This window comes from Enterococcus gallinarum NBRC 100675, assembly GCF_001544275.1.
GTDB classification, from domain to species: domain Bacteria; phylum Bacillota; class Bacilli; order Lactobacillales; family Enterococcaceae; genus Enterococcus_D; species Enterococcus_D gallinarum.
Genome location: NZ_BCQE01000001.1, coordinates 73,224 through 99,701 on the forward strand (window position 1 = coordinate 73,224; position 26,478 = coordinate 99,701).

At 36.9% G+C, this 26,478-nt stretch carries 19 protein-coding genes, 1 pseudogene and 1 other annotated feature; of the genes and pseudogenes, 4 read left to right on the forward strand and 16 right to left on the reverse strand.

The genetic code is table 11. From position 1 onward, the window contains the following. Positions 1-52: 52 nt before the first annotated feature. The 4 genes from EG2_RS00335 to hisS all read right to left on the reverse strand — a co-directional run bounded on the left by EG2_RS00335 (position 53) and on the right by hisS (position 6,251). Complete coding sequence (locus EG2_RS00335) at positions 53-1,921, reverse strand: acyltransferase family protein (RefSeq protein WP_060813030.1); 1,869 nt, start codon at positions 1,919-1,921, stop codon at positions 53-55. A gap of 206 nt (positions 1,922-2,127) precedes the next feature. Further along, positions 2,128-3,003 (reverse strand): YitT family protein, encoded by an 876-nt coding sequence (locus EG2_RS00340; protein ID WP_060813031.1) that lies wholly within the window; start codon positions 3,001-3,003, stop codon positions 2,128-2,130. Positions 3,004-3,168: 165 nt separating this feature from the next. Next, the gene (gene aspS, locus EG2_RS00345) at positions 3,169-4,941 is read right to left on the reverse strand and encodes an aspartate--tRNA ligase (protein WP_003128677.1); all 1,773 of its coding nucleotides are present in this window, start codon (positions 4,939-4,941) and stop codon (positions 3,169-3,171) included. Continuing rightward, entirely contained in the window at positions 4,938-6,251 is a 1,314-nt protein-coding gene (gene hisS / locus EG2_RS00350) for a histidine--tRNA ligase (protein ID WP_060813032.1), read from the reverse strand. The genes aspS and hisS overlap by 4 nt, the downstream gene beginning before the upstream one ends. Before the next feature lie 446 nt (positions 6,252-6,697). Then, positions 6,698-6,900: a binding site (T-box leader), on the reverse strand. A gap of 132 nt (positions 6,901-7,032) precedes the next feature. On the opposite strand from hisS, the gene EG2_RS00355 reads away from it, so the two are divergent. The 3 genes from EG2_RS00355 (at position 7,033) to EG2_RS19065 (ending at position 8,749) form a co-directional block, all read left to right on the forward strand. Then, positions 7,033-7,977 (forward strand): aldo/keto reductase, encoded by a 945-nt coding sequence (locus EG2_RS00355; protein ID WP_060813033.1) that lies wholly within the window; start codon positions 7,033-7,035, stop codon positions 7,975-7,977. An 82-nt stretch (positions 7,978-8,059) separates the two neighbouring features. Next, complete coding sequence (locus EG2_RS00360) at positions 8,060-8,503, forward strand: acyl-CoA thioesterase (RefSeq protein ID WP_060813034.1); 444 nt, start codon at positions 8,060-8,062, stop codon at positions 8,501-8,503. A 75-nt stretch (positions 8,504-8,578) separates the two neighbouring features. After that, positions 8,579-8,749 (forward strand): hypothetical protein, encoded by a 171-nt coding sequence (locus EG2_RS19065; RefSeq protein ID WP_005472698.1) that lies wholly within the window; start codon positions 8,579-8,581, stop codon positions 8,747-8,749. An 81-nt stretch (positions 8,750-8,830) separates the two neighbouring features. Here the strand turns inward: EG2_RS19065 and EG2_RS00365 are convergent, their stop codons facing one another. The 11 genes and pseudogenes from EG2_RS00365 to EG2_RS00415 form a co-directional block, all read right to left on the reverse strand. Then, positions 8,831-9,469, reverse strand: coding sequence for a PepSY domain-containing protein (locus EG2_RS00365; RefSeq protein ID WP_060813035.1), 639 nt, complete (start codon positions 9,467-9,469; stop codon positions 8,831-8,833). 107 nt (positions 9,470-9,576) lie between these two features. After that, complete coding sequence (locus EG2_RS00370) at positions 9,577-10,932, reverse strand: sensor histidine kinase (protein WP_060813036.1); 1,356 nt, start codon at positions 10,930-10,932, stop codon at positions 9,577-9,579. After that, a complete protein-coding gene (locus tag EG2_RS00375; RefSeq protein WP_060813037.1) occupies positions 10,922-11,629 on the reverse strand; it encodes a response regulator transcription factor in 708 nt (235 codons plus the stop codon). The genes EG2_RS00370 and EG2_RS00375 overlap by 11 nt, the downstream gene beginning before the upstream one ends. A gap of 135 nt (positions 11,630-11,764) precedes the next feature. Next, positions 11,765-13,192, reverse strand: a complete 1,428-nt coding sequence (locus EG2_RS00380) for an ABC transporter ATP-binding protein (RefSeq protein ID WP_060813038.1) — start codon at positions 13,190-13,192, stop codon at positions 11,765-11,767. A gap of 4 nt (positions 13,193-13,196) precedes the next feature. Further along, positions 13,197-13,895, reverse strand: a complete 699-nt coding sequence (locus EG2_RS00385; protein ID WP_060813039.1) for an energy-coupling factor transporter transmembrane component T — start codon at positions 13,893-13,895, stop codon at positions 13,197-13,199. Beyond that, positions 13,892-14,491 carry an MptD family putative ECF transporter S component gene (locus EG2_RS00390; protein ID WP_060813040.1) on the reverse strand — a complete coding sequence of 200 codons (600 nt, stop codon included), beginning with the start codon at positions 14,489-14,491 and terminating at the stop codon, positions 13,892-13,894. The genes EG2_RS00385 and EG2_RS00390 overlap by 4 nt, the downstream gene beginning before the upstream one ends. 326 nt (positions 14,492-14,817) lie before the next feature. Continuing rightward, the gene (locus tag EG2_RS00395) at positions 14,818-16,326 is read right to left on the reverse strand and encodes a helix-turn-helix domain-containing protein (protein WP_060813041.1); all 1,509 of its coding nucleotides are present in this window, start codon (positions 16,324-16,326) and stop codon (positions 14,818-14,820) included. 289 nt (positions 16,327-16,615) lie between these two features. Next, positions 16,616-16,996 carry a DUF7006 family protein gene (locus EG2_RS00400; RefSeq protein ID WP_060813042.1) on the reverse strand — a complete coding sequence of 127 codons (381 nt, stop codon included), beginning with the start codon at positions 16,994-16,996 and terminating at the stop codon, positions 16,616-16,618. Positions 16,997-17,854: 858 nt separating this feature from the next. Continuing rightward, the gene (locus tag EG2_RS00405) at positions 17,855-18,463 is read right to left on the reverse strand and encodes a YitT family protein (protein WP_060813043.1); all 609 of its coding nucleotides are present in this window, start codon (positions 18,461-18,463) and stop codon (positions 17,855-17,857) included. Positions 18,464-18,608: 145 nt separating this feature from the next. Further along, positions 18,609-18,818: pseudogene (rplT, locus tag EG2_RS00410) on the reverse strand (50S ribosomal protein L20); the annotation flags it as partial. A 283-nt stretch (positions 18,819-19,101) separates the two neighbouring features. Beyond that, entirely contained in the window at positions 19,102-21,507 is a 2,406-nt protein-coding gene (locus EG2_RS00415; RefSeq protein WP_060813044.1) for a hypothetical protein, read from the reverse strand. A 973-nt stretch (positions 21,508-22,480) separates the two neighbouring features. On the opposite strand from EG2_RS00415, the gene EG2_RS00425 reads away from it, so the two are divergent. Then, positions 22,481-23,071: a hypothetical protein gene (locus EG2_RS00425; protein ID WP_060813046.1), complete on the forward strand. Its 591-nt coding sequence runs from the start codon at positions 22,481-22,483 to the stop codon at positions 23,069-23,071. Between the two features lie 1,475 nt (positions 23,072-24,546). Here the strand turns inward: EG2_RS00425 and EG2_RS00430 are convergent. Continuing rightward, entirely contained in the window at positions 24,547-26,478 is a 1,932-nt protein-coding gene (locus tag EG2_RS00430) for a hypothetical protein (protein ID WP_060813047.1), read from the reverse strand.

A 26,478-nucleotide genomic window follows, 5' to 3' on the forward strand; every position in this document is an offset into this window, starting at 1 on the left:
TGTGCTTGAGACCTCTCGGTTAGTTTATTTTTCTAAGAAATTGTCAACGCCATTATTGCAAAATAGCTTGGGAAACTAGTGTACAATATTGCAACATGCCATCAGGATTTGGATGGACTCGATCTTCATAAAACCACTCTTCATGCTCATTACTTAAATCGTACCAATCGATCAATGTCATATTGTCGTATTTAGCAGCCATTTTCTCCAGCATGCTGTTGACCTCATTCTGCCATCTTTGCGTAGGTACCCGCACATTGATCCAATAGACTTTGCGATCGCCAATTTCTTTCATCAAATTATCGAATTGAGTTTCTGTAAAGGACCCATTCGTTCCTAGACCGATCAATACTGTATCTCGTAACAAATCTTTTTCTTTCAACGCTTTGATCAGTTCAGGACTCTCATACAATTGTCGTCCCACATCCCCATCAACGACAGCTTTGGGAAAAATTTCTTGCAAGTCAGCAGTGGCATCCAGCATAACAGAATCACCAAAAGCGGTAATTTCCAGCTCTTCGGCCTTCTTCACCTGGGCTTCTGTCAACCCATATTTTTCCATTACTGATTTTTCGGCTTCCGTTGCCTTTGAAGAATTGTCTCCTGTACTTTCTGTATCCGAGCCATTCGCATTTTTTTGTGTCTGTTCAGCCGCTTTTTTATTGGCAGCAATATTTTCTTTTAACTGCTGCTGTTGCGCATCTACATAGTTCACCGGAGCGGTAGCTATTCCATAAAGAGCAACTAAGGAAACAAGCAGTCCTGGAAGCAGCCAAGGTTTTTGGCGACTGATCACTGGCTTACTGAACCAATTGCGCACCGTACGGAAAGTATCTTTGTAGTGAAATTTCCGCAACGGATTTTCGATAAATCGATAGGACAATTCACTGATCAAGAGAATCAATACAATCTCAATCAATGTATGCAGAAGAACATTCTCGCCAACATTCCCAATCTTTGCTTCATAAAAAATCATCACAGGGAACTGATACAAATAAATCCCATAACTCCGCTTGCCGATGTAACTGAATAACGGATTTGTCAGCCAACGGTTCAGACTAGCTCCAGGATGGGCAGTGACCGCCACCAAGATCGTACAAAGCAAGCTGACTAGCAGCATTCCTCCGTAATAAACAAAGGAAAGATGATCATCTAGCACAAAAAATGTTATCACTAAACCAATAAAAGAAAGACCACCAGCTAGGTTCAATACCCGCTTCGCTTTCTTCGGAATTTCTTTTTTTAGATGGGTGCTAGGCCAAATGAAAGCCAACGCACTTCCCATCCAAATCGAAAACAAACGCGTGTCGGTACCATAATAAACTCGAGTAGGGTCTGCCCCTGGTGAATACCAGATCGCTAATAAAAGAGCCGAAAGTAACGAGCAGCCGATCACGATTTTAAAAATCGTCCCACGATTTTTGACTAACTTCATCAATAAAATAAAGAGTAACGGCCAAATCAAATAATTCTGCCCTTCAACAGCCAAAGACCATAGATGCGTAAAGGGAGATTCATTGCCGAATCGGTCAAAATAAGAAAGACCGTGATTGATCTGCCACCAGTTGTTGACATACAAGAGACTGCTGACGACGACTCCCCGCAGATTGTTCAGTAAATTCCGCTGGAATAATGTAATGTAGGCAGCAGACAGAAGCAGCATCACCACCATGCCAGGATACAGTCGTTTCATCCGGCGGACATAAAAATCTTTGACAGCAATACGACCGTTCTGGTCCCACTCCTGTCGAAGCAAATCGGTGATCAAATAACCAGAAACTACAAAAAAAACAGGAACTCCTAAATACCCGCCTCGCATTTGAGTAGGTAATAAATGATATAAGATAACGCCGATCACGGCTAATGTACGGATACCGTCGAAACCAGTGATATAGCGGCTTGTTTTTAACCGTTTGTTCATTCTCCAACCACTTTTCTTTTTTTTGATCAACTGTTTTTCGTAAGAAACAGTCAATGTGGAACCATTAAAAAATAATGACCCATTTCTTCATAATTTACCAGATAAAGCAACAAGAAAGCTAGCAAGAATACTCTATTTTCTAAAAAAATTAATTTTTACAAAAAGAAAAAAGCATTTCATCACGAAACGCTTTGATCCAAGCTCTCCTATAATTCTTCTTCATAAAAACGACCCAATATTTGTACATTTTCAGCAATACTGACAAATGCCTTGGGATCTGCTTCTTTCATGGCAGAACGTAACATCGGCAACTCGAAGCGGGTAACGACAGTCAATAACACTGTCTGTTTATCATGCTTGTAGGCTCCTTCTGCTTCATTGATGATCGTAATTCCTCGGCGCAGACTTTTCTGGATCGTATGGATGACTTCTTCAGGACTTCTCGTAATAATCGTTACCTGCATTTTCTTTTGCTTGGTAAAAACAGCATCGGTGACTTTACCGCTGACAAAAATCGCAATGGCACTATATAGCGCATACTGCCAGCCGAACAGGATGCCCGCAGCAAACATGATGGCAATATTGAAAAAAATCGAGATGGATCCGATGGTTTTCCCTGTACGTTTCCGGATCGCGATACTTACAAAATCGAGGCCGCCAGAGGAAAGTCCGCTTTTTAGCGCATAACCAATACCGGCTCCGTTGATGGCTCCCCCAAAAATCCCGCAGATCATCGGATCTGTCGTCAGTGTTTCTTCTGGAAGGATCTGTACGAACAAAGATGTTAGGACTACAGTAATTCCTGTGAAAATCGTAAATTTATGACCAATCTTGAACCAGCCGAGAAAGAAAAGCGGAATATTCAGCAACAATAGGGCGACTGAGACAGGGATGTAGAATCCGAGCCAATCCGTGGAAACGGTGGTCAAAATTTGAGCAATCCCTGTGATCCCGCTAGAATAGATTTTGCCGGGTTGATAAAAAAAATTGACTGCGATCGCCGATAAAATGGCATAGACAATCGAAAACGATAATTTGTTGGCATAATCAGGGTGTGGCAGCCATTTAAAGAGGGTATTCATTTCATTCAAGAGCCTCGCTTTGTTGATTTGCTCTTATTATACTTCAGATAGTAAAAAAAGAAACGAACAATGAAAGAAATAGACAAATTCTCATGGAATTTTCTTAATCGTCTATTTTCATTCATCATTCGCACGTTTATTACTTACTTATTACTTACGTTTTACTTAATCTTCTTCAACTGTCGTGACATCAATATTCAATTCAAACAATTGCAGAGGAGCAACTTTGCTTGGCGCTTGTGACATTGGATCGGCTGCTTTCCCGTTTTTAGGGAACGCGATCACTTCACGAATATTTTCTTCGCCAGCCAGCAACATCACTAGACGATCCAAACCTAATGCGATTCCGCCATGTGGTGGGAACCCATAGTCCAATGCCGTCAACAAGAAACCAAATTGCTCTTCCATTTCACGCCGAGAAAAACCAAGGGTTTCAAACATTTGTTCTTGAACATCCCGCTGATGGATCCGGAGAGACCCACCGCCAAGCTCGTAACCGTTCAAGACGATATCATAAGCTTCCGCATACACTTTTGCAGGATCAGTTGCCAACAATGGTACATCTTTTTCTTTAGGCATCGTAAATGGATGGTGAGCAGAGACATAGCGGCCAGCTTCTGCATCGTATTCAAATTGTGGCCAATCTGTTACCCATAAGAAATTGAACTTGCTTTCATCGATCAAGCCTAATTCTTTTCCTAACTTGCTGCGGATTGCTCCTAAAGCCGCCGAAACGATCTCAAACTTATCCGCACCAAACATTAGGATATCGCCCACTTCTGCATTCGTAGCAGCAATGATCGATGCTGCAGCGTCAGTCAAGAATTTTGCGATTGGTCCTTTTAAGCCATCTTCTTCTACTTTGACCCATGCTAACCCTTTCGCACCAAACTGTCCTGCGTAATGTCCCAAATTATCCATATCTTTTCGGGAATATTTATCCGCAGCACCTTTCGCATTCAATGCTTTCACCACACCGCCATTTTCAAGCGCCATTTGGAAAACTTTGAAATCAACATCTTTAACAGTTTCGGACAAATCAATCAATTCCATATCAAACCGAGTGTCTGGCTTGTCGCTGCCATAACGTGCCATGGCATCATCGTAAGTCATTCGCGGAAACGGCGTAGTTACTTCTAGCCCTTTGACTTCACGCATGACATTGACTAACAGTTCCTCCGTGTAAGCTTGGATCTCTTCTGCCGTCAAAAAGGTTGTTTCAATATCGACTTGGGTAAATTCAGGCTGACGGTCTCCCCGCAAGTCTTCATCCCGGAAGCAACGGACAATTTGATAGTAACGATCGAATCCAGCACCCATCAATAATTGTTTGAAAATTTGTGGCGATTGTGGCAATGCATAAAAATGACCAGGGTAAACCCGGGAAGGAACGAGATAATCTCTGGCGCCTTCTGGTGTTGATTTCGCTAAATAAGGGGTTTCGATATCTAGAAAGTCATTGGTATCCAAGAAATGACGAATCACTTGTGTCGTTTTTGCCCGCATCATGATATTCTTAGTCATTTTGGGACGGCGTAAATCCAAATAACGATATTTCAACCGCGTTTCGTCTCCTACGATTTGATCATCTTCAATTGAAAATGCAGGTGTTTTGGCTGTATTCAAAATAGTGATCTCGCTGACCATCACTTCATAGTGCCCGGTTTTCATCTTAGGATTGATTGCTTCTGGTGCCCGATTGATGACTTGACCTGTCACTTCTAGCACATACTCGCTGCGGCAAGTATCTGCAATCGCCCATGCTTCTTTGGATACTTCCGGATTAAAGACAACTTGCACGATCCCTTCTCTGTCCCGCAAATCAATGAAAATCACTCCGCCTAAGTCACGACGTTTTTGGACCCAGCCTTTTAAAGTAACGGTTTGATCTAAATGGGCTTCTGAGACGCGCCCACAATATACTGTACGTTTGCTCATTCTTCTTCTCCTTGCTTGATTAAGATTGTAGTCATTTCATCATAGATTTCATCAAAATGATCATATAGATCGGCTAGCTTGAATTGTTTCTCGATCCGACTTGCCATCGATTTGATGTTGATCACTTGTTCAGCTAATTCATTTTCACCTAGGGTCAGCACCAAACGCGCCCCTTGCTTATCTGCCGATTTGAATTGCGCTTTTGCTTTCCGATTCATAAAATCACGATCTGCAGAAAAGCCAAAATTACGGATCGCCTGAACGACTTTCAATGCTTCCAAATTGGTTGCTTCTCCTAGACCAACAACATAAGCATCTAATTCATTCAATGCTGGAATAACGACTTCTTCTGCCTCCATTGTGATCAATAGACGTTCTAAGCCCATCGCAAAACCGAAACCTGGCGTTTGTGGGCCGCCTAATTCTTCGACCAGATGGTCATAGCGTCCACCCGCACAGATCGTAGCTTGCGCCCCCATTTTTGGCGCTTCACTCATAATCTCAAAAATAGTATGGGTATAATAATCCAATCCCCGGACCATATTTGAATCGATCTCATAAGGAATGTCCAAAGCATCCAACATCGTGATGACTGTTTCAAAATGGGCTTTAGCTTCTGGACTCAAATAGTCCAAGATCGAAGGAGCATCCGCAACGAACTGTTGATCTCGTTTGTCTTTGCTATCTAAAACCCGCAGTGGATTCTCATGCAGGCGGCGTTTTGAATCGTCGCTCAATTCTGCTTCATGAGGCGATAAATAATCAATCAGTGCTTGGCGATAATTCTTACGCGTTTCTTTATCCCCTAAAGAGTTGATCACTAGTCGAAGTTGACTTAGCCCTAATTGTTTAAAGAAATCCATCGCCATCGCCATCGTTTCAACATCTGTCGCAGGATTTGCGGAACCAAATGCTTCTACACCGATTTGATGGAATTGACGTAAGCGACCTTTTTGCGGCCGTTCATAACGGAACATCGGTCCAACATAAAAGACTTTGTAAGGCTTGTTGTACTCTGGTCCGAAAAGTTTATTTTCAACATAAGAACGAGCAATCGGCGCTGTGCCTTCCGGACGCAATGTCACATGGCGCTCTCCTTTGTCATAGAAATCGTACATTTCTTTTGAAACGATGTCGGTTGTATCGCCAACGCTTCTAGCAATCACTTCAAAGTGTTCAAAAATCGGTGTGCGGATCTCATTGTACTGGTAGTCACGAAAAACCAAACGGGCTGTTTCTTCAACAAACTGCCATTTTTCGGATTCTCCTGGTAAAATATCATTGGTGCCTTTTGGACGTTGATAACTCATCTGTTTTCATCCTCCTATTGTGGGTATCTTCGATCGATCAAAAACGATCGTATGTATTCATTACAACTATACTGATTTGATTCATTGTGGGAAACGATTTTCTGTTTATCATCTGCTCTTCTACTCTGCGCTTCGCCTGCAGTCACTTCTAAGCTAGCGCTAAGAAGGACTTGCATGGACTTCGACCAGTCGCAGTGATTCGGAAGGTGGTGACTACGTTCCCTCCGGTCGCCTAGTACTGTTCATCATCTGCTCGTCTACTCTGCATTACGCCTACAGTCGCTTCTAAGCTGTCGCTAAGAAGGACTTGCATGGTCTTCGACCAATCGCAGTGATTCGGAAAGCGGTGACTACGCTCCCTTTGGTCGCCTACTACTGTTCATCATCTGCTCTGGTCTTCGACCAGTCGCAGTGATTCACAGCAAAAAACTCGCCCTTGTTTTCTACACAAGGGCGAGTTATTACACGCGGTACCACCTAAAATTCGAGAACTTTCATTCTCCTTTCGATTAACGCTCGTTCACGGAACAGCTTTTCTTCTGTTCATCTCCAGATTGTCTTTCCGGCATTTGTCCTAAACTGCTTGCAGCCATGGCAGTTTTCTCTTTGAAGGTCCAAAATGACGTACTCGATCTTTCACAGATTTTTGATATTATCTATAAACTACAAGAATCCTTTGGAAATGTCAAGCTGTTTCATAGGCTTTTTCAATACTTATGAATATCGTTTTTCAAGTTTTTCCTTTACACTAAAAGAAGAGATTAGAAGGAGGAATTGCTTTATGACAGATGTTCAAATCGGCAAATCACAAGTCTATGTACGCTCCCTTGGCTTAGGTGCAAATGCCATCGGCGGCCACAATTTGTTTCCAAACTTAGATGAAGAAGAAGGCAAGGAAATTGTGCGGACGGCGCTGCGCAATGGGATCAATTTGATTGATACTGCCTATATTTACGGTGAAGGTCGTTCAGAAGAACTGATCGGTGATGTCTTGCAAGAAGAGGCGTTCGATCGCAATCAAGTTATCATTGCCACCAAAGCAGCTCATCGACCAGAAGAACCAAACAAAAAAGATAATTCGCCAGAATTCCTGACCCAAGCCGTTGAAGAAGCTTTAATACGCTTAAAAACCAACTATCTGGATATATTTTATATTCATTTTCCAGATGAAACCACCCCTAAAGATGAAGCGATTCGCGCATTGCATCAACTGAAAGAAGCTGGCAAAATCCGTGCGATCGGTGTCTCCAACTTCACACTTGAACAATTAAAAGAAGCCAATGCTGAAGGGTACGTCGATGTTGTGGAAGATGAGTACAGTTTGATCCATCGCCAAGCTGAATCAGAGCTTTTCCCTTATTTAGCTGAACATTCAATCAGTTTTGTTCCATACTTTCCACTAGCATCTGGGTTGTTGACTGGAAAGTACACACAAGAAACGACCTTTGCAAAAGACGATATCCGTAGTAAAAAGCCGGACTTTCAAGGTGATCGCTTTAAAAAAATCGTGTCGGCTGTCGACCAATTGCAACCAATCGCTGCCTCTTATGATGCAACGATCCCCCAACTTGTGTTGGCTTGGTACATGAAAAATCCAGCAGTTGCAGCAGTTATTCCTGGTGCAAAACAAGCCAGTCAAGTTGCTGACAACGCGCAAGCATTGGATATCCATTTATCCGCAACCGATTATCAAGCGATTGATCAACTGTTTGCTGAATTTAAATAGTCCCGAAACAAGAGAAGGCACTTTGCATTTCTCTTGTTTTGTATTATGCTGATGAAAACAGTTATGAAAAGGAGCAAACCCGATGTCCTTATATTCCGGCTATATCCGCCAACCTCATTACTATGAAACCGATCAGATGGCAATCATTCACCATGCAAATTACATCCGTTGGTTCGAAGAAGCACGAGTAGATATGCTAGCCTTTTTACAATTGCCATACCATAAAATCGAAGAAGCTGGTTTGATTGTTCCCGTTCTTGAAGTCAACGCACAATACAAGGAAATGATCCGTTATGAGGATCAAGTACGCATCGATGTGCTCGTCGAGCATTACACCGGTACTCGACTTGATTTTCGTTATGAGATCTATAGAACTGACAACAATCAGTTAGTGACAACTGGCGCTTCCAAACATTGTTTTTTGAGTAAAGAGACCTATCGCCTGGTCCATTTGAAGCGCAACTTTCCTGAGATCCATCAAGTATTTTCAGATTATGCGGCGTTATCGGCTGCCTCGAAAAATTAATCTCGAGGCAGATTAATTGCATTTAGAGCACTTTTTTGTATAATCAAAGGTAATTTTTATGGGAGGATGATGACAATGTATGTTGTTAAAGTCTTGCATGGTTACATTGGCAAAGATGGTCGTCGCACTCGTGAAAAAATACCGGACAAGTTGTGGATTTTTGAAGATCGGAAGCAGTCGGAAGCCTTTGCAGCAAAAATAGGCGGACGAGTCAAACCTCTCACAGAAGTAAAGCCAAATCAATAAAAAGCAAGACAGCGAAAGAACGCTTACTGGCGTAAGTTTCATTATTCGCTGCCTTGCTTTTTTTATTGCTTATCGCTTTTGCTAGTCATCTTGTTCAGTTTCTAAAATTTCTCCTGTTTGCGCATTGATTTTGACATTTGTTTTTTTGTTGCCATCTTCAACTTTGACTTCCCAATAAGTCACATTCATTTCTTTATCAAGATCCCAATCTGTTGCTTGTCCACCGCCAGCTTCTTTCACAGCACTATCGGAAATCTCTGCCAATGAAAGCAAGTTGGTCAGATCCAATTGATCGGCTTCTTTTTTGACACCATTTTGTTCGTCCGCATCTAGTTTTTCCGTTCTTTCTTCAGAAGTTTCTTTTGTTTCTGCATCGATCTTTAGTTCAAATTCATTCGTGTCATCTACGCCTTCAACTTGATAGAAGTACTTACCAAAAGAAGTATCCAAGTCAAGCGAAGTGATTGCTGCATCTGGATATTTTTCTTGGAACACTTGGATAGCTTCTTCTACTGTCACTGCAGGCAAACCGCCATTTGCGATAGCTGCACTGCTTGAAGATCTGTCCGCAGCTTGTGAAGAAGTTGTTTCACTTGATGATGCGACTGTTGTGCTTGAACTACTGTTTTGTGCAGGTTCAGAATTTCCAGTATTATTTTGTGTACATCCTGCCAATAATCCTAGGGCAGCGATTCCGAACAAAATTGTTGTTTTTTTCATGTTTCATTCCTCCAATTAATTGTCTATTCCTTTTTTCTATATATTTAGAATAACAAGTCCTTCAGAAAAAAGAATCAAAAATGCTTGAAGAAAATCTAAAAAAATCTTCATCTTTCTCTTTCACTTGGAAAATCAATTTTAAAGACACTGCCTTGTGGCTGATTATCCGTGACGGTAATTTCAGCATGATACTTATCGGCCAGCTGTTTTACCAGTGATAATCCGATTCCTGAACCGGAAATTTGACTGGAACGAGAATCTTCCACTCGATAGAAACGCTCAAAAATCATCACTTTCTTATCATGGGGGATCCCAATACCAAAGTCGGCAACGCTTAGAGACAAGTGCGTTTGATCTTGTGTCAGTTTCACATGAATGGGCTGATCTGCTGGTGAATACTTCGCTGCATTTTCTAAAAGATTTTGGATGATCTGTTGGAAGTCACGTTTGTGCCCTTGCTTCCTACACTGGTTTTCCACAAAATATTCAATCGATTGCGAAACGATCGTTGCTTGTTTTTCACATTCTTCTCGCACGATCTGTGAGACATTCACGAGGCTCATTTCTTGGGTATGGTTTTTTTCCAAATCCAGCAGTTGATTACTCAATGTTTCCAAACGCTTCGATTCTTTATCGATAAAGGCCAATGAAGAAGGAATGACTTCTGGGTGTTTGGTTCCACGCCGCTGGATCAATTGGACATGTCCGCGAATCGCAGCTAAAGGTGTCCGCAGCTCATGAGAAGCATCGGCAACAAACCGTTTTTCTCGCGCGATCGTCTCACGCTGTTCTTTCAGTAGTTTATTGAAAGCCAACACCACAGAACGAATCTCGATTGGTTCTTCAACAATCGTCAATTCGCCTTTTTGGCTTTGTTCGATTTCAGCAATTTCTTGCGCCATCCCTGTTAATTTCCGGCTCCATTTCCCAACGCTCCAATAAATCAATAGACTGCCAACGACTACAGCGATCAGGTTCAGGAAACTGCTGATCATAAAGAGACCATAGGCTAATTCCACACTGTCCTCACCATTGATGGCGATCTTTACCTGATCCCCATCGACTTCTTGGGTTTTCGTATAATAGATACCATCATCTGTAAAGATGATGCCCTCCAAAAATGGGATGATCCGTCCGTGATTGATCTCGGCAAAAATCTCTGCTGCATCTTCCGATAAAATGACACTGCCATCAGCTAAGATCACTTGCAAGGCATCTTCTTCATCTGCCGAAACATAGGCATTGACTAGATCATTCCAGTCATCGCCTGAAGCCTCCCCGTTTTCGATAGCCTCAAGAATATTGCTCGCACGATTTTCGATATGTTCAAACAAATACCCTACGGATAACAAGATAAACAATCCATTGAAGAGAATCAGCAAACCAAATAGAATCAAAGAAAAGCGGCTCGTTAATTGAAACTGGGCAGTTTTTCTGCGTGGGTTGGCAACCTTATTCTTCATGGGCGGTCCTCAACACATAGCCTAATCCCCGAACGGTTGCGATCATTTTACCTTTGCCGCAGACATCCAGCTTGTTGCGAAGGGTGCGAATATAAACATCTACCACATTTGTTTGACCATCGTATTCATACCCCCAAATCTCATTCAATAGCTCATCTCTGGTTTTGACTACTTCTGGTTCTTTCATCAACTCATACAAGATCCCAAACTCTTTAGGGGTCAATTCAATGGTCTCTCCGGTAACCTGGACCAAGTGTTTGGCGATGTCCATCATCAACTCGCCTACCACCAACTGATTTTGTTGGTTCTTTTGCTGTTGGGCTTCCCGCTGCAGTCGTCGCTCAATCACGCGAATCCGGGCAAACAATTCTTCGATTTCAAAGGGTTTCGTTAAATAATCATCTAGACCAACGTCAAGACCAGTCACGACATCGGCGGTTTGATTTCTGGCTGTCATCATCAAAATCGGAATATCGCTTTCTTTGCGAATTCGCCGCGCTACCGTGATACCGTCATAGATTGGCAGCATCCAATCCAACAAAATCAGATCAAACAGATCAGTTTGCTGATTGAACAAGGTCAATGCCTCTTGGCCATCTTTGGCCCATACCGTGTCGTACCCCTCAAAAGTCAACTCAGTCTGGATAAAACTGGCTAAACTTTCTTCGTCTTCCACTATCAAGATTCTCAAGGCCATCTGCTCTCCTCCTATTTTTGCTTCTATCATAACGGATTTTGTAAAAACTTCCTAACGGATTGAAAGAAAAAATCATGAAGATTTTTTCATGTTCAGACAAAAAAGGAGTGAACCAACGCTCACTCCGCTTTTCTTTTATTCCCCATTTGTCGCTAACTGATAGGTATCAACTAACTTTCCCTGTTCGAGTTGGATCACGTAAGGGCAGGTTTCATCCAAAAACTCTTTATCATGACTGATCACGGCTAACAGATCGACTTCTTTGGCAACTTCCTGCAGCAGATTTCCAACCTCTTCCATTTGTTGCAGGTCTAATCCACTAGTCGGTTCATCGAAAAACAACAAGCGTTTACCTGAAAGCAATGCACTGCCGATCGCGACCCGCTGCTTTTCGCCACCGGACAAAGATTGTGGATGTCTTCGCAGTAAATGCTCTAGTTCCAACAAAGTCACGACTTGTTCAAAACGTTCCGGTCTGGCAGCTTTTGCCAACAATTCTTTTTCGACAGATTCAAAAAAAAGCTGCAGGTTCACATCTTGCATAACCAGAAAACTTTCTCGCAATAACTGTTTTTGATTGATTGGTTGACCATGCAGCCAAAATTGAGCTGCTGAACATTTTTTTAAGCCAGCGAACACTTGAAACAATGTTGATTTGCCAGCACCGTTCGGGCCAATCAAACCCACGACCTGTCGCGTAGGCACAACAAGTTTCGCAATATCAAGAGCTGGTTGCTGTTGGCGTCGATAAGTGACTTGGAGATTCGTCGCAATCAGACCAGCTGAGGAACTCGCTTCCTCTGTTTCGTTGATTGCCAACTCAAACTGCGGCTCGTTGATCCGCCTTAATCCGAGATCGTGAATCTGTTGCGGGGTATGAGAAAGCAATGCTTCACTGGTATACTCTGTGACCAAGCGACCTTCTGCTAGTAATATGTAGCGATCCGCAATCCCCGTCAAGTAGGACAATCGGTGCTCTGCAATGACGATCGTCTTCCCTTGCTCTTTCAAAAGACGGATCGCTGCGGCAATTTTTTGTAGTGCTTCTTCATCAAGATTACTGGAAGGTTCATCGAACAAAAAGAGATCATGAGAAAGCATCGTTGCACAAGCGATTGCTACTCGCTGCTTCTCGCCACCAGACAGTTCGAAAACACTTGCATCCAACAATTCTGACAAAGAAAATTGTTCTGCCACTTCTTTGATCCGTTTTCGTATTTCTACTGGCTCTACCCCTGCATTTTCCATTGTAAACGCCAGTTCAGAATAAACATCTGTTGTGAAAAATTGTGTTTTGGGATTTTGAAAAACGACACCGATTTTTCTGGCGTAGGCGGGAAAGTCTTCCGTCGGCAAAGAATCCCCTGCCACTTGAACAGCCCCCGTCATTTCTGCTGGATATAGCTCAGGAATCAAGCCATTGAGAACATTCAACAAGGTTGACTTACCGCTACCGCTTTGGCCGCATAACACAACGACTTCACCAGCAAAAATCTGACAAGAGACGTCTTTCAATACCTGCTGCGTGCCCCGTTTAAGAGATAGGTTTTCGATGGTGATCATTCCTTCACATCCTTACAAACAAAAAAATAAGTAGCAACACAGTACCAAACACTACATAATCGGCAAGTTTCAATCGCAGTGTATAAACCGACGTATGGGTATTTTTTGCCGACAGGCCTCTTACTAATGCGGTCGCTGACAATTCTGTCGCAGTATTTTCTGCAGACATCAATAAAGGAATCAAGAAATACTCCACCGTTTGCAGCGGATGCCTTATGTAGGACCAGCCGTTCAAAGCAATTCCCCGAAAGCGCATCGCTTGGCGAATACTTTTGACATCTTGCAACAATGTTGGAAAAAATCGAAACAGTACGGCCAGCGGTACCAGCAAAAATGAGGGAATGCGGATTTTTTGCAAAGCAGCTAACCATTCACTGATTTTCGTCCCACTCATCGCAAATACGGCTGCCATGATCGTCGGTAACAATCGGCGATACCCTACGGAAAAGAAATCCAGCAGTGTGGTTACTATTGAATTGTTTTGCCCTGCAAAAATCCCTTCTACCAAGGACAATAATAGAAACAGCCCGAAAAACAACAATCCCTTTCGCCAGAAACCGCTAAGTAGAAACAAGATAAACAAAAAGCTGATCACAATCAACTCTTTTGTCCACGTCAATGAAATCATCAATGTGACACTTGCAAAGAATGTCACAAATAATTTGCTTCTGGGGTCAAGTGAGAGCCTAGTCACATTGATCACCCGTTTGTTTGATGCAACGTTGGTTGGAAATGTTTTTGATATAGTCGAGCACCGAGGCCTATTCCGACAATCGAAGCAACCAGTACAGCGAGCCCGCAAATCACCAGCATCGCTGTGGAAGTATGAGCAAAGACCCCTGCAATATAACTTTGGTCTTTTCCACGAGCAACTAGCGAATCAATATACGCATTTTTCATGAACCACAATGGCAAGATGGGACCCATTAAACCAAAGCTGAATACGGTATAACTAATAGTTGTCTTGAGACTTCCTTTCCACTTGCTTTTATACTGGATCGTATCTGCCAGTACTGCACACAAAATATTCGGCATAAAGGCTAGCGGAAAGTGACCTGAAATCAAAAAAAAGAGACCTACCACACTGCCCATGATGGTGATCGCGCCAAACTTTGGTACTTTATTCAACATCAATAGATAAATGACCCCAGAAAAAAGTGCTGTAACGGCTGGAATGAATAAATTATGAAACCCTGGAATAACAAACCGTAAAATCAGCAGACAAAAACTCATCAATAAAAAATAAATAGCTGTATATATCCCGACAGCAATCAGGTCTTGAACTTTTAAATTTTTCATTTCTTATGCTCCTTCTTTCAAGCACCGGTTCTTGGTGCGATTACAAGCATCTAGTATAGCACATTCCCGCGCGAAACAATGGAAATGATGCTTATCTAGTCTAAGGATGAAAATAAAAAAAGAAAGATCCACTTTTGTTGATAGCGCGAGCCACTCAGTAAGCCTGTAACCGACATTTTAGACTCTGTCCACGATTCCGGCACGGATGACTTGATCGTTCTATCTTTGCTGCAATTTCTCAAAAACGAATCTTTCCTTGTATGAAGATTTACTACCTTTTTTGCTGGCTAAAGCAATTCCGCAAATGTTTGTCGTACAGCAATAAACTAGTTCTCTTCTAATAGACGGTAATACTTCTCATCTCTGATCTTATCAATAAATGTGATCACGCGAATCCAATCCGGCAAGTATTGCTTTTCTCCCCACTGAAAAAGATAGGGGATCTCTTTTGCAAAATACTTGGATAGATCGATAGCGTAATCAGAAATGATCACATCCGGATTTTCTCTGATGCCTACGATATTGATTGGTCGTGGACTCATCCGTACCAACTTTTGCTTTTGGATTTCTTCTTCTATCCCACGACTTTTTGACTCAACAGCCACTCTGACAGGTGCATCGTAATCGGAGAGAATGTAATACAAAATCTGAGAAGCATAGTATTTAAAGGAATTAGAATTTAGAATCTCATACCATTCAGGATTTTCTGTTTCAAGATTGCAAGATATCTTTTCTAAAACCGTGAACCAGTAGTGGTACTGTCTCTCGATTTCTGACAATGTGGTGTAATCACCAAAGGAATCGATTTTGCTCCCGAAACCAAACGTCAGCAAGAAAGAAAAAATATATGTTGCATTGATGAAAAGCAATTTCCGTTCATTCTGCCCAAAAGAAAAGTGAATTTGTTTTTCTATTAAGGAGATCCAGTCATCAATCAACTCTCGATAATCATTCAAATACATCGGAGATTGCAGACGTAACCGCTGCAATGACTCTTGAGAATAGCTTTGACCTACTGTGAACATATAGTAAAGATACATAAGCTCGTCGTCCGATAGATCCTTCTGAAAAATCAAGTTTGTTTCAAAAAATGGAAGCAAAATCTCATTGTCAAATGTCCTCTTATCCATAAAGGGATTATAAAATTTTCTGACACTTTCCGGTATTTCTTGTATCTCATAGCCTTGCTTAATCCTCGTAACTGATACAGCCAAAAGATTGATAAAACGTTCTTTGGCCGCGTGCCTCAGAAATGGAAAATAATCGGTTAACTTTTTGTAGACTTCGGTGGTGCTTTTTTCAACAATCGGGGGACGGTTGCTTTCGATCTCATCATATACGTGCCAGTAAAAACTATGGAAAAAATAGCGAATTCGATACTCTTCTCCCACAAGGTACCCATTCTTTTTTAAATTGAGTTCCAGCTTATACTGATCTAGAATCGGGGCAAAGATACCAATCTGACGTTGGACTGTACGACCACTGACATATTGACTCTGACTAAAGGCTTCTAGCGACTTGAATTTTTGATAAAAAATCGCATCCCAAATAGTGAATAGCAAGGTAGACTTAGTCAAATTGACACGAATTTTATTCAACAGAAATTTTTCCGAGAAAGTCATTTGAATCTCTTTATTATCTCGTTTTATCGAAAACTCTGCGTATCCTTTTTGGATCTCTTCTACCTGTTCAAGTACATTATTCAATACTGGATAAGAAACATTCAGTTCCTCAACTAATTCTTTGTAGGTATAAGTATTTTGGTATGAACGATAATAGAATGTAAAAAAACTTTGCACTAACCGATCCTGTCCTCTAAAAAAAGAATCTAGCACAGTAAGGCCCCCTTATTATTGTTAAACTTTAGAATATATCATCTTATATTATGCAATTCAATTTATAAGACTTGCTTTCCCGATAAAAAAGCAGTAAAAACTTTTTTATGCAGAAGCAAAAAGTTTTTTACTGCCTTCTTGAAATATTCACTTGTATGCTCCAATTTTACTAAAACAACGATTGGCGAAAGAAAAACAGTGCTACTTCAACTCTCTCCTCAGAGAATACGCCCCCCAAGTTCATTTCTTCACGTGTGTGATGACAGCTTCTCGAGCCTTTTCGTAGCAGCTAATTGATAGAAAAATGAAGCGAATGCGGTGTTTCGTCTAAAAGTCGCATGCCACATTTTTCTTTAAAATACGATTGGCAGTCCTCTTGTGCGGTAAGCACGACCTCTTCTTCCGTGAATACTCTTCCTTTTTTTACTGCGACTTCACTTAATTCCAACAAGATCCAGATTTGGGCTTCTAGACGATTGATGCTCGCCCAACGCTGAAAGAAATTATCTTTATTGATACCATTAATTTGTTTTTCCAATTCGACACAATTTTGCAGAATCCGTTCTTTTATTTTCGGTAAATTCGTTGAGAATACCGGATCATTTACTCTGTTAATGAAATAATTTAAATAGTCTTGAATCGTTTTGATTTGAAATGTTTGGCCCAACATCAGATTTCCTCCAATTATTTTAGGAAAAAGCTTTCCCCTCAGCTTTCTCCTAAAATGTAGTCATATTTGAAATGAACGTTTTTCTCCTGCATTAATTCTTCTGGCAATTCTTCTTTTTCCGTACAGTTATATTCGTTTATTCGTGAATTCCAAAGTTTGCTTCCCCAAAGTGTCTAGTCTGCTAAATGCACTGCGGTGTCATTTTTCATTGTTCTTGTCTTTTTGCAACCTTCTCTCTCTATGAGAAGTTACGAGCAAGATAGCAAGACTCTTTGTCTTGCACTGTTTTATTCATGCTGTCTAGCTTTTTCGACGACGTTTCTTTTGCATCTATCGAAAACAAAGGTCAAAAAACTGTAACCAACGCAGCTAATCAAAACAACCCCATCCGAGCCTCAACGACAAAATTATTGCTCATGCTATCTGTCAAATATTGTTGCTATCAAAAAATGGCTTTTCTTTTAAGTAAAAACTAAACAAAAAGAACTAAAAATACTCAATATTATTATTGAATATTTTCAGCTCGTGTAACTGACAGAATAAAGGCTAAATTATTTTTTTTAGTCTAGTTATTTATTGTTTATCCAGAAAAAGAAAACATGTGTCAATTTCTTTACTACCATCGTAGTTCAATCTCACTTCTTCCTACCAATAAAAACAATCGTTACATCAAAACTTTTATGAAAGCTATTTTTTTCAATACTTGCATGACCTTTTTGATAAACAGACTTATTTCTATTCGCCTATTCCTTATTGTCTGTCTCATAATAGGACAAAATTCATTATTTATTTTTAGTCTGTTGTCGTATTACTATAGTATTTCTACGAGGAATAACAACCATGCCATCGTAGGTTCAATCACCGACTGCTTCTTTTCAATAAAAAATCTAATAAATAAGAATTGACCAAACTAAATAATAATCCGATCACTACTGATTTGAAGCCATACGTCAAAAAACCTAGTGCCAATACTATAAAGTTAATATACCGGATGCCCCGAGCAATACTAAAATCAGGACGCTTTTTGTTGATAGCCATGGCAATCACATCCATCCCAACAGTTGAAGCGTTAGCCGTGATGCAGCAATAGTACCCTACCGCTATGAACAAGCTCGCAAATAAGAAATCAAGCATCAGGTTTACTTGAAAATCAATCTTCATATAATAAAAAAGAGCAAAAAATAAATTATAAAAAACACTGCTGATAATGGACTTGAAAAAATTGGCTTTTCCTAAAAATAGCCAACAAAAAACCAGCAGAAGGGTCGTAATACCAGATGTCAAATAAACGATCGGTACATTGGTCACCTTTTCTAAAATCATCGCCATACTAGTGACACCACCATTGATGATCCCATTAGGTTTCATCCATTTCGCATAAGCAAATCCCATCAAACTATTACCCACGATGATTTTCAGGACTGCCTTTGATTCTTCCAATACTTCATTCCTCGTTACTAGTTTCATTTTATATCCTCCCAGCTCTAATAGGAATCCGATTTCATTGTAGACTACTATACCATTAGTCAAGCGAATTTGGTATTTTGCTTAGTGGAAGAAACAAAAAAACCCACTCAGTGAGCGGGTTCAATCGTTGTAGAACAACGTGAGATTATTTGTTTAAAGCGTCTTTTGCTTGGTCAGCTAATGCAGTAAATGCTGTTGCATCGTTTACAGCCAAGTCAGCTAACATTTTGCGGTTGATGTCGATTTCAGCTAATTTCAAGCCGTGCATCAATTTTGAGTAGCTTAAGCCATTCATACGAGCCGCTGCGTTGATACGAGCAATCCACAATTTGCGGAAGTCACGTTTCTTTTGACGACAAGGCAGCTTATCAAAAAAAATTTAATTTTAATATCGTTACTCCATTCCACTTAATTTAGGGGTATTCAATGGGGTATTCAATCAAAAATAAACAGGCATAGGATAAAGTTGATTTTTATTAAAAAAATAAATAAAAAGAGATTAAATAACAAATATACTTAGTTTAATGAATGAAATGTCGTTTATTTTTAGGAATTAAATCTATCAATAAGATTGCTGAAGGATAATGCTTTTGCGTATATTCCACAGCACCTAACTCAAATGATTCTTTTTAAGTTCATTATTCAAACAATATTTCAGACAATCGGTTTGTTATCAAATCAATATCTATTTTTCCCACTTGTAAAAACTCTAGTTTATCTAATTTAATGTAAATTTCTTCAACAAATTCATTGACAGTCATATTTTTACTTCTTAATGTATAACTTACTTTTGACTTTATAGAAAATAATATTTCCTTATTCTCAAAAATTTTTTTATAGGTATCATCAATTAATTTCCATACAAAAAATTCAAGTATCCCATCAGACATGAAATAATACCTTTCTTTTTCGTCATTACTAAACCTAATTGCATCAATAAATATTTCTTGATTAAAATTTTTTGTATGATACATCAGCAAGTATTCATAATACATTAACCCTACTACACCTAACCCCTTAGAAAGTAACCACTTTCTAATAGTTACCCACTCAAATAAAGACACTATCTTATCTCTTAAGCCTTCATTAGTACTTAGTTCAGGCAAATCATCAATCATTCTTAGATAACTGACAACCAATTCTTCAACAAGTCTTTGTTCTTTTTCATCTTCCTTATTATCAATCAAAATACTACTACTTTTACATTCATACTTTTCAACTAACATCTCTTGGACATATAACCATTTTAACATTGATATTCGACTAAAAGGAAATTGCTCAAAATAAGTCATACTTGTAATAATTTGATATCTAGTGTCAAATAATTCTCGTAACACCTTTAAAGTAATTCTATGACCGATATGAGTGTTTGACACCTTACTTGCAGCAGTCATATATAGCTTTTCTCTTTGTTCATTCTCATCAAAGAAATCAAAATATTTATCTAGCTGTTTACCAAAATAAAACGTAGTTTCATTCCAATTGTTCTTTCCATCTGGATATAATAATTGATACAAAGAATATGCTACAGAATACTCTTTATCCATCGCTTTAATCATTTTTTTGATTTTTTCATTGTCAAAATGTTTTTTATCTAAGTCACCAAAATTACTTATTAGATAATGAAACAAAACTGAAGAGTATAATTCATAGTTATCTGGGTCTATCGTTATCAATTCTATATTCTCTTGGTATCTATTTGTAGATATTACTCTCTCTTCTTTTTTTCTAAATTTAGGCAATTCAAATTGACCACTGTTTTTCCAGTACTCTTCAAAAATCTTTTCCCACTTATATTTCTCGATATTCGTATAAAAGTCAATTAAGATTTTCTTTTCATTACTTATATGCTCAAGTTGCATAGTTGTTCGTTTAACTTCATTACAAAGTTCATCCATACGATTGTCTAGAATAGCTTTTTCTATCAACTTATCAAATAAATATTCATGAGTATTTTCATTTTGTTCATACCACATTCTCTGCATGACATTTCTTTCTTCTATAAATTCAGGATTTTCTTTTACTAGCTGACTAATAATAAACATATCATCATCAATTAACTCTTTAAAAGATGAAAATCTAATATCTTCCTGTATTCTAGTCAAAAATTCCCACTTTTTATAAATAAACCGCTTATAATCATAGTATAAAAATTTATCATCAGTTCCATAAAACGTCTTTATCTTTCGTACTTTTTTAAATTCACCGAAAGGATACATCATATTTTTATTTATTTCAGAAAAAATAGTTAGTATGAATTCGTCAACCTCCTCATCGTTGACTTTTTGAAGATTATTTGCTAATTTTCTAAAAAATACTTCAATTTTTTCTGCATCAAATCCATATTTATACATCTTTTTAAAATACCTATAGTATTCATTTTCAATATACTTTTTTATATTCCTTTCAAGCCCCCAGTCACTTTCTCCCTTTATTAAAAATAAAATTAACAACATTTCTAAACTCATTCCTATTAGAAAAATATAGATACATAAAAGAATTACTAAGCTCGCCTGCCAAATGTAGAGTAAATCATTCTGAATTTCATCACTTGTATAAATTATAGGTACTGGAAGGATAACCAATATAAACAATGTAATTAAAAAGTATTTTGTTTGTGTAATTTGATACCAAATTGATGTGTCTGTTAAGTATTTCAATTTGTTTTTTCCTAACCACCTAGATTTCTCACTATCACCAATAACAAATTGTAAAAAACCAATATAAATCCCATAGATACTCAATATGCCAATTACAAAACCGTAAATTTCTATTAAGTTAAATTTAAAAGTAGTAGGTTCAAATAATCTAACTGATAGTCTCTTTTGAAATAAAAATAAACTGAAAAATAATATTAAAAGCAATACCTCTCCTAATAATGATAAATATCTTTTAGTAAAAAATATATCTATAACTCCAGTTATTTTGGTTTGATACATTAGTTTTCTGATAATATTTTTTATTACATAAAATACTATTGGAATAAGAAATATTCCGATTAATAAATGTAGTCCAGAAATTTCTAAAGAATCTAATTTCCACATAATAACATTCCTAACTTCTCATTATTTAAGCATTCCGTAACTAAATCAAAAGTATTTAAATTTAAGGCTTCAATAAAACCTTACAAGATTTTTTAAGTCCTGAATTCTCTTGCTATAACAACAAAATAAACAGTATTCCCTGAAAAGCGGATAATCCTTTTCACAATAATCAAATCATCTTGTTCAACCGACAATCATTTAGCATACTATTAAATTGTTCTCTTTTTTTGATAGTTGTAACAGATGCTCCTCTACTCATAAATACCAGTAAATTCCCATGCGAGATTTAACAATATCTTTTCTTTATACGATTGAATTTGTAATTCGAAACTACCCGATTAAGCTTAGGCATAAGCACTTGCTCAGCAATATGCCTCCCCTTTTCTTCTGGATATACGAATCAGAAATTTTCGCAGGAATAACTTCTACTTCACGTTTATCATTAAATGCATCTTGTAATTTCTTCTGTTGCTTAATTACTTTCTTCTCCTTTCCAGAATCATCCTTATCTATCAGCATCACACCTTAGAGTGAAAATCTACATTTTCATTATATTATGATAGCCTTTTAATACCAAATTAAAATTAAAATTAAAATCAATTATTACTTATCAAAAGCATATGAAGAAAAATATTTGTCTCTATGTAAAGATAAATTTCATCTCAAAAATATTACCAGAAATCACGTTTAAAGTAACCTATATAAAAGTCAATAAAATCAATGGTTTTATACTTGTTAACAAATATACAATATTATTGTAGTACTAACGTTTTTTGGTATTTTTGAAAAAACACCTCTCAAATTCATCGAAGAAATTTTTATGGGGAATTAACCACTACTAAATAAATTTTTACTCACATATTTTCAAATAGATATAGAATTTATAGTTAACACTCACTTTATTCACTAATTAGTTATGATAAAATAACTTTAACAATATATTTATTATTGTTTAAGAAAGGTGGTGCCTTACATGGAAGCATACAAGAAAATATTAAATCATATTGAAACAGAAGTGATTGACCTTTCTTATTCTATATCTTTTAAAGCAGAGCAAGAAAATGTTTACTCTCCAAGAATAGCTGACTTAATTCTTCGTTCTGGAAGCTTACTAGAATCAATTATCAAAGAAAAGTATGGTAAAACTGACATCAAATATGATGAAGATTGTATAATTGCAAAATTGGACTTAGAAAATAAAGTTGTTATAGTGACCTTTTTAGATTATGAATTTCCAAAAAAAATATTCACTCCCTTTAAAAAGAACCAAGAAAGATTAAATAAAACATTCACTAACAAACATGTTAAAGGAAACCGTCAATATTCATGGAATAACGCATATCAAAGCTTACGACACCAATTTTTACAGATGATGTCAGAATATGGAAACTTAAAGTATCTATTTGAGATTTTGTCAGCAATAGCAGTTCTTTTGCCTGAAGGTTCTATTCTTTTTTCAAACGTTGAACAAAATAAAGATGGAACATATACAGGGTGGAATCATAACACTTCTAATGGTTTTGCTATACGAAAAAGCTTCAACACGAATGGAGAAATAAAATAGCAACATTTTTAGCATCATCTACATCAGTTGATGATGTGGATACATTTAGGAATTGGTTCCAAATTAAAATTATTTCCAGCATTAACAAGGTTTAAAAAATCCTCGCTGAAATTATTACCTAACTAAATCCTATCTCCAATTACTCATTTTAAAGTAACTCTGTAAAATGTAAAATCAATTCTATACTGCTTAATTTGCGTTTTAAGACGTTTTAAAGTTTTGTGCATAATTTATCGTAAAATATTTTAACAACTCACAGATGATTATACAGACCTCTTAAAATTTATTTTAAGTTATTTTATCCATATGAATATAAAATTCTACTGCTTTATATCATTAACGTTATATTCTCATTCTGAAGAGGCTCGTATAAAAAATTTAAATTGCTTTTCTTAAAAAGTATATTCGATATATCCATTTATTTATTGTTATATATTGAATTCTAGGCAGCAAATTTTAGCTATTTTACTGAACCTAAACAAATGCTATTAAGTAAGCAAGATTCATCTTGCTAGTAAAAAAAACAAATGCCGATATATCAACATTTTATAGCTATTTTTATCACACAATCATCAAGTGTAAATAGGTTTTTGCGTATTTATATATGTGAAAACAGATAGTTTACCCCTAGTTTTATTGACTTTTAAAAACCTAAACGTTTTGAAGAATAAGTATAATAAAATTTTTTACACGATTTTTAGAAAAAAAATTCAAATTTATCAGGAAAAAAGGGGCAAAATTAAGTGTAGCGTTTTATAACAATAGAATAGAATATATATATATCTATTATTATAAAACGTTTTGGTCAATAAAGGCTAGATTTTATGGGGACTTTCTTTATGTATCATATTAGTTTTCATGTAAATAATCTATTGACAATAAGTAATTATCTGATAATTACTATTTAAAATATAAAAAAACAGGTACGAATTCCTACCTGTTCATTAATACCTATTCTCTCCTAATATCATATTTATTATAAACATCAGCTCTAATTTTCTGAAAGTTATTTTGAATAATTCTATTCTTTTATTTCTCACTCTAGCAAGATTTCATCTAACCTTCTAGGCAGCAAATTTTAGCTATTTGACTAAAGTTAGAATTCCTATTTAATAAGCAAGTCTTTGACTTGCTACTACCTAAAAACAAGAAAACATCCTCTTTTTAAATTTCAATATTCCTTATATAAGTAAGCAAAGCATAGCTTTGCTAATACTCAATCAGTATGTATGATTATAAAACCTACATGATATACACCATTAATATTGAATTGGAACTTTCATGGAGAAAACCCAGTTTTTCTGGTAAAACTTATTAGGTTTTATAATCATACCTCAAATAAGAATAAATAAATAATAGTTCTTTGAGGTATGATTATAAAAGTTATGATTTACCCCTAGTTTTATTGAAAAAATCAAATGAAAGTTACAATTCAATAAAACTATGGTATAACTTATACAATCTCTTCAATAATACTAATTCTTCACGTATATGATACTTCTACTCCTAATTTCATTAGATATTTTATAACTGTCTCGAATACTATTGGTTACTCTGATAAGCTCTAAATCATAGTCTTTACAGATATTTGCACGACATTGTTTTACCAAATATTCAGCATCTTTCTTTGTCTTTTTCTTTAATAGATATTTATAAACATAAAAAATTATATCTCTTTCAGCAACATATCTTTGGGTTTCTATTTTTCTTAAAATGAATTTAGCTATTTTCAACTCATTTTCCTTTTTTGATTCTGATAATAGATTTTCATCTACTTTAATTTTTTTAGATACTACAGTTGTTTCTCTTTGCTTAAATACATTACTAGCAATATCTTTTCCCAGAATTCTAGCAATTCCTTCAAAATTCAAAGCACTCAATGTATAATTATTAGCATATAATTCTTTAGATATGTTCTCCGATTTTTCTATGTCAGCATTTTTAAACTCTATAAAATTTGTATGATGATATTTATTGCGAGTTATTTTTTCATAAGAATTTTCTGTGTATTTTTCAAATAATTCAGTAGGTATTTGTGATTCTTCTAGCTTTTCAATATTTTCTGTAATCGCCAGTTTGTTAATTACTCTTTGTATTCTTTTACTATCATACCTTGTTCCCAGAACAATATTTATTTCTTTTGCAATATTTTCACTTGTTAGGCATAGTAAGTGTCGAACTTCTCCTGTTTTAAAATCTTCATACATATATTCAGAAAGCATATCCAACAATGCGATAGATATATTCAAATCACTTCCTAGAAACTTTCTGAATTTAGGGTATTCAACAGCTAATTTTTCACTCTTCAGTACTTTTCTAAAGAATTGAATTTTATCGATTTGTTCTGCTGATTCAGAAGTTCTATCCAAACTACTTCCAGTTAAATATAGTAATAAATCGATGGATTTACAACTTCCTTCATACCCTGTTAGATTTAACAGTTTAGAAATTACTCGCAAAATATCTAAATTGGCAAAAGAATCCTTATTAAACCGATGGTAAATTTGTGTGTCATCTTCCCATTGAATCACGCTCGCACTTGGATTTTCGTCTTTTTCTAAAATATCATGAAACGGTTCTGATTTAGGTAGTTCTAAAAACTCTCTCATATCAATTGTTTGCCGTAATATCACTCGTGCATTTGTGTAAGAAGGATATATTTTAGAAATTTCTGAATCGAATTTATCTAGGATAATAGCTCTTGCCTCATTAATTGATTCCTGTGTATTTTCTTTAATTAATTGCCAAACCAGCTTTCTATCTTGAATTTCATATTGTTCGTTAGAAATTTCTGATTTTACTATTTTGTTTGGCTGTTTTTTCATCGGCACAATATCACTTGTAAATTCTTTAACATTCAAAAGATTGGAAAAATTAATTTCTTCATACCCTCTATCACTTCCAAAAAATAGCCGATTGGGATTAGAACATTTCCTATCAGCTGATGGGAATAAACGAAACAATTTAGTATAAATATTACCAATTTCTAAATAGTCTATTACTGGCTTATTCAGCACAAAGACTACTCTAAATTTATCAACTATTGCTTCTTTATCAGAGAAGGTTCGATACATGAAACAAGCATTTTGTTTAATAAAGTCATGATTTCTTACATAGTCATAAGTGGTCATACCGTATTTTTCTATATCTACTTTAGAATTATCAAAATCAAGCATAATCAGTTGTTGCTGTTTAAAATTAATCGAATGAATGCGTTCAGAGAATTCTTCTGTTTCAAAATACGTTGCCAACATACTTGTTTTCCCTTTAACAGCAATACTTTCAGCAATATTTTCAATTTCTTTTTTCTTTATTTTTTTATATAAAGTATTTTGAATCAATCTAATTTCATCAGGATTAGGTTTACTTTTTCTTTGAATATCTTCCATACACAGCTCAATTTTCAT

Coding starts and splice junctions, on each gene's coding strand:
- EG2_RS00335 (WP_060813030.1), bottom strand. CDS start 1,921: ATGAACAAACGGTTAAAAACAAGCCGCTATATCACTGGTTTCGACGGT.
- EG2_RS00340 (WP_060813031.1), bottom strand. CDS start 3,003: ATGAATACCCTCTTTAAATGGCTGCCACACCCTGATTATGCCAACAAA.
- aspS (WP_003128677.1), bottom strand. CDS start 4,941: ATGAGCAAACGTACAGTATATTGTGGGCGCGTCTCAGAAGCCCATTTA.
- hisS (WP_060813032.1), bottom strand. CDS start 6,251: ATGAGTTATCAACGTCCAAAAGGCACCAATGATATTTTACCAGGAGAA.
- EG2_RS00355 (WP_060813033.1), top strand. CDS start 7,033: ATGACAGATGTTCAAATCGGCAAATCACAAGTCTATGTACGCTCCCTT.
- EG2_RS00360 (WP_060813034.1), top strand. CDS start 8,060: ATGTCCTTATATTCCGGCTATATCCGCCAACCTCATTACTATGAAACC.
- EG2_RS19065 (WP_005472698.1), top strand. CDS start 8,579: ATGTATGTTGTTAAAGTCTTGCATGGTTACATTGGCAAAGATGGTCGT.
- EG2_RS00365 (WP_060813035.1), bottom strand. CDS start 9,469: ATGAAAAAAACAACAATTTTGTTCGGAATCGCTGCCCTAGGATTATTG.
- EG2_RS00370 (WP_060813036.1), bottom strand. CDS start 10,932: ATGAAGAATAAGGTTGCCAACCCACGCAGAAAAACTGCCCAGTTTCAA.
- EG2_RS00375 (WP_060813037.1), bottom strand. CDS start 11,629: ATGGCCTTGAGAATCTTGATAGTGGAAGACGAAGAAAGTTTAGCCAGT.
- EG2_RS00380 (WP_060813038.1), bottom strand. CDS start 13,192: ATGATCACCATCGAAAACCTATCTCTTAAACGGGGCACGCAGCAGGTA.
- EG2_RS00390 (WP_060813040.1), bottom strand. CDS start 14,491: ATGAAAAATTTAAAAGTTCAAGACCTGATTGCTGTCGGGATATATACA.
- EG2_RS00400 (WP_060813042.1), bottom strand. CDS start 16,996: ATGTTGGGCCAAACATTTCAAATCAAAACGATTCAAGACTATTTAAAT.
- EG2_RS00405 (WP_060813043.1), bottom strand. CDS start 18,463: ATGAAACTAGTAACGAGGAATGAAGTATTGGAAGAATCAAAGGCAGTC.
- EG2_RS00415 (WP_060813044.1), bottom strand. CDS start 21,507: ATGTGGAAATTAGATTCTTTAGAAATTTCTGGACTACATTTATTAATC.
- EG2_RS00425 (WP_060813046.1), top strand. CDS start 22,481: ATGGAAGCATACAAGAAAATATTAAATCATATTGAAACAGAAGTGATT.
- EG2_RS00430 (WP_060813047.1), bottom strand. CDS start 26,478: ATGAAAATTGAGCTGTGTATGGAAGATATTCAAAGAAAAAGTAAACCT.